Source organism: uncultured Megasphaera sp., assembly GCF_958350005.1.
Classification (GTDB): domain Bacteria; phylum Bacillota; class Negativicutes; order Veillonellales; family Megasphaeraceae; genus Megasphaera.
The window spans coordinates 1-3547 of sequence record NZ_CATWFF010000202.1 but is presented as its reverse complement, the minus strand read 5'-3'; the positions used below and the strand labels follow the sequence as shown (position 1 = coordinate 3547).

The following is a 3547-nucleotide window of genomic DNA, read 5'->3' as shown; positions in this document are numbered from 1 at the left end:
TCTTCCTGACACGCTACGATTCCAGCGAGTCCAGCCAGCGGCGCACGTCATCGTCAGCGTCCTGAATGGTCGTGCCGAACAGGGTCAGGCCCGGTTCAATCGTCGCCGTAGGGCACAGTTTTTTCAAATCTTCCAGACTGCGTCCCCAGCCACTGCCTTCATGGGTGCAGAAGGGCCGGATGTGTTTGCCTGTGAAATCATAGGTTTCCAGAAAGGTCCAGACCGGCATGGGCATGGTGCCGCACCAGTTGGGATAGCCCAGATAGATGACATCGTATTCATCAATGCCGGGCAGAACGTTTTCCAATGGCGGCCGGGCATTAGACTGCAGCTCTTTTTTCGCCTCGACAACGACGTCGTCATAAGCAGCAGGATAGGCCGTCCTGCGAAGGATACGGAACAAATGTCCCTCTGTATGATGGCAGATCATGCCTGCTGCCCGTTCGGTATTGCCAATGGGCAAATACACCATCTTACCACTGACATAATTCATGCCGGCATGTGAAAAAAATGCAATTAAACATGGTTTCCTGACGTTCTTCATAAACTTTCCCGTCCTTTTCCTCAACATACAATGCCGCCGCTGTAATCATCCCTGCGAATGGGGGCAATTTTATTTTATCATAAGGCAGAGCAATTTGCATATCTTTTCAACGTTTCTGTATTGTAGTAAAATAGATTATGTTCATAATTAATCTTGTCATATGAGGAGGACTAACATACATGGCTCATGTAAATGAAAATTATTTAAAACTCCCTGGCAACTACTTGTTTGCAACGATTGCCAAAAAAGTAGAAGCTTTCTCCAAAGCACACCCGGAAGCTAAAGTCATTCGCCTGGGCATCGGCGACGTTACCCGTCCCCTGGCACCGGCCATTATCGAAGCAATGCACAAGGCTGTCGACGAAATGGGCAAAGCTGAAACGTTCCGCGGCTACGGCCCGGAACAGGGCTATGATTTCCTGCGGGAAGCCATTATTAAAGGGGATTACGAACCGCACGGCATTCATCTCGATGCAGATGAAGTATTCGTCGGTGACGGCGCTAAAACGGACGTTGCCTGCATTCAGGAAATCTTCAGCAGCGACCTGAAATTTGCCGTAGCTGATCCGGTATATCCGGTCTACCTGGATTCCAACGTTATGACCGGCCACACAGGCAACTGGAATGCAGAAAAAGGCATATACGACGGCGTCGTATATCTCCCCTGCACGGCAGAAAACGGCTTCAAAGCGCAGCCGCCGACAGAAAAAGTCGACATTGTCTATCTCTGCAACCCTTCCAACCCGACGGGCACGGCTATGTCAGCAGACGAACTGAAAGCCTGGGTCAAAGCGGCTAAGGAACAGAATTTCATCATCATTTACGACTCGGCATACGAAACGTACATCACCGAAGAAGGCGTACCGCACAGCATTTTTGAAATCGAAGGAGCCAAGGAAGTGGCTATCGAACTGCGTTCGTACTCCAAGTGCGCCGGCTTTACGGGCACTCGCTGCTCCTATGTCATCGTACCAAAAGCCTGCGTGGCTTATAAAACCGATGGCACGCCGGTAGAACTGAATCCCCTCTGGAACCGCCGTCAGTGCACGTTCTTCAACGGCACAGCCTATGTCATTCAGCGGGCAGCCGAAGCATACTACAGCCCAGAAGGACAGAAACAGTGCCTGGCTGACGTAGACTACTACATGGAAAATGCCCATATTATCCGCGACGGCCTGACCAAAGCCGGCTTTACCGTCTATGGCGCTACGAACTCGCCTTATGCCTGGGTACAGACGCCAAACGGCATGAAGAGCTGGGATTTCTTCGATCTCCTGCTGGAAAAAGCACACGTCGTTACGACACCGGGCTCCGGCTTCGGTCCTCACGGCGAAGGATACCTGCGTCTTACGGCTTTCGGCACGAAAGAAAACACCATCGAAGCTGTACAGCGCATTGCAGATTTACATTTATTCAAATAATAAAAAGGTGGTTTGACCATTGAGTACCAATTTGGAAGTCGGTATCGTCGGCCTGCCAAACGTCGGCAAAAGCACGTTGTTCAACGCCATTACCAAAGCCGGCGCGGAAGCGGCAAATTATCCGTTCTGCACGATTGAACCGAACATCGGCGTCGTAGAAGTACCGGATCAGCGCATTCAGGTCCTGACCGACATGTACAAGCCGAAAAAGACGATTCCCGCCGTCATGCGGTTCGTCGATATTGCCGGACTGGTTGCCGGCGCATCCAAAGGCGAAGGGCTGGGCAATAAATTTCTCAGCCACATTCGCGAAACCGATGCCATTGCAGAAGTAGTCCGCTGCTTTGAAGACAGCAATATTACCCACGTAGCCGGATCTGTCGACCCGATCCGGGATATTGACGTCATCAACACGGAACTGTGCCTGGCCGATCTGGAAACGGCACAGAAACGGGCTGATCGCATTGCCAAGGTAGCCCAGTGCGGCGACAAGGCAGCCAAAGCGGAATATGCCGTTGTCCGCAAAGTGCTGGATGCCCTGGAAGACGGCGAACCGGCGCGCAAAGCAGGCCTGACAGAAGACGACCTGCCGTACGTCAAGGAACTGAACCTGCTGACGTTAAAGCCGATTATTTATATTGCCAACGTCAGCGAAGACGAAGCAGGAAATCCTGATGATAATCCGCATGTTCAGCGAGTCAAGGAATTTGCCGCCAAAGAAGGGGCACAGGTCGTTGCCGTTTCCGCCAAAATTGAAGCGGAAATTGCCGAACTCCCTGACGACGAAGCAGCTGCATTCCTGAGCGATCTGGGCCTGCCTGAATCGGGTCTGGACAAACTGATTAAGGCCAGCTATTCCCTGCTGGGACTGATCAACTTCTTCACCGCCGGTGCAGATGAAGTACGGGCCTGGACGATTGTCAAAGGCACGAAGGCACCGAAAGCAGCCGGGAAGATTCACACCGATATTGAACGGGGCTTTATTCGCGCTGAAATCGTTTCGTATGACGACCTCATCGCCTGCGGCAGCGAACAGGCTGCCAAGGAAAAAGGGCTGGTCCGCCTGGAAGGCAAGGACTATGTCATGCAGGACGGCGACGTTACCTATTTCCGTTTCAACGTATAAATTACCAGACATATCTAAAAAGGACGACAGATGCCATGCACCTGCCGTCCTTTTTCTATGGGATTAAAACTCTTCCTGACCGGCGTCGTCCCAGACGACCTGACCCTGCCGTTCATCAGTCAGGCCGACCATGTAATCCAGAGACACATGGTACAGGCGGGCCAGTACCATCATTTTTTCAACGGAAATCTTTCGTTTTCCCAGCTCATACATGCCGTACCCCACTTGCGAACAGTTCAGCACTTTCGCCACATCAGCCTGTGACATTTTGGCTTCCTGACGAAGTGATTTTAAACGACTGTAGTATTTCATCTTATCACCCAATTCCAACAGATAATGCAATAATGATAGTCCCCGAAATTCCCCTGCTATAACTATAATATATTTATATCTTTCTATCAATATTTTTTTGCTAACTTCTTCTGCCCATTACAATATGGAAATGGTGAAAAAAAG

4 protein-coding genes are annotated in these 3547 nt (G+C 50.7%); 2 read left to right on the top strand and 2 right to left on the bottom strand.

Translation table 11 applies throughout. The annotated features are described in order from the left end of the window. Positions 1–13: 13 nt before the first annotated feature. Positions 14–493, bottom strand: coding sequence for a flavodoxin (locus Q3886_RS09490; protein ID WP_301861202.1), 480 nt, complete (start codon positions 491–493; stop codon positions 14–16). Between the two features lie 230 nt (positions 494–723). Here Q3886_RS09490 and Q3886_RS09485 point away from each other — a divergent pair, with 230 nt between their 5' ends. Next, on the top strand, positions 724–1965 hold the full coding sequence (locus Q3886_RS09485) for an LL-diaminopimelate aminotransferase (RefSeq protein ID WP_301861200.1): 1242 nt from the start codon (positions 724–726) through the stop codon (positions 1963–1965). A gap of 19 nt (positions 1966–1984) precedes the next feature. Next, on the top strand, positions 1985–3091 hold the full coding sequence (ychF, locus tag Q3886_RS09480) for a redox-regulated ATPase YchF (protein ID WP_301861199.1): 1107 nt from the start codon (positions 1985–1987) through the stop codon (positions 3089–3091). A 63-nt stretch (positions 3092–3154) separates the two neighbouring features. Here the strand turns inward: ychF and Q3886_RS09475 are convergent, their stop codons facing one another. Beyond that, positions 3155–3403, bottom strand: a complete 249-nt coding sequence (locus Q3886_RS09475) for a helix-turn-helix domain-containing protein (protein ID WP_301861198.1) — start codon at positions 3401–3403, stop codon at positions 3155–3157. Between the last annotated feature and the right edge of the window lie 144 nt (positions 3404–3547).

Excerpts from the sequence above, each read along its gene's own strand:
- Q3886_RS09490 (WP_301861202.1), bottom strand. The coding sequence starts at position 493 with ATGAATTATGTCAGTGGTAAGATGGTGTATTTGCCCATTGGCAATACC.
- Q3886_RS09475 (WP_301861198.1), bottom strand. The coding sequence starts at position 3,403 with ATGAAATACTACAGTCGTTTAAAATCACTTCGTCAGGAAGCCAAAATG.
- Q3886_RS09485 (WP_301861200.1), top strand. The coding sequence starts at position 724 with ATGGCTCATGTAAATGAAAATTATTTAAAACTCCCTGGCAACTACTTG.